The organism is Oleiphilus sp. HI0123 (genome assembly GCF_001635315.1).
Genome location: NZ_LWGE01001012.1, coordinates 1 through 354 on the forward strand (window position 1 = coordinate 1; position 354 = coordinate 354).

Annotated in this window: 1 protein-coding gene; it reads right to left on the reverse strand. The window is 49.2% G+C overall.

The genetic code is table 11. The features are described 5' to 3' along the window. On the reverse strand, positions 1 to 354 hold a 354-nt coding region (locus A3761_RS08725; RefSeq protein ID WP_156491760.1), incomplete at both ends, for an aminotransferase class I/II-fold pyridoxal phosphate-dependent enzyme.

The window sequence follows — 354 nt, forward strand, 5'->3', positions numbered from 1 at the left end:
CCAAAGCGGTTTGAATCGCGTATTGAGCGGGTACATTACAGCAAAGTCGCATTGACGCGAGCATATCGATGCCGTCGATGAAATCTTCAGCATAATGCTTAGGACCGGTAATCATCATCCAGCCAGACCGGTAACCGGCTGCACGATGGGTCTTAGATAGGCCATTGTAGGTCAATGTAAGGACATCTGAAGACAGCGACGCAAGGGGTGTGTGAGTTGCGCCGTCATATAGAATTTTGTCGTAGATCTCGTCAGCTAATAGCATCAGCTTAAACTCTCGAGCAAGGTCGACCAACTCTTTCAGTAAGCTTTCAGGGTAAACCGAGCCGGTCGGGTTGTTCGGGTTAATGACGA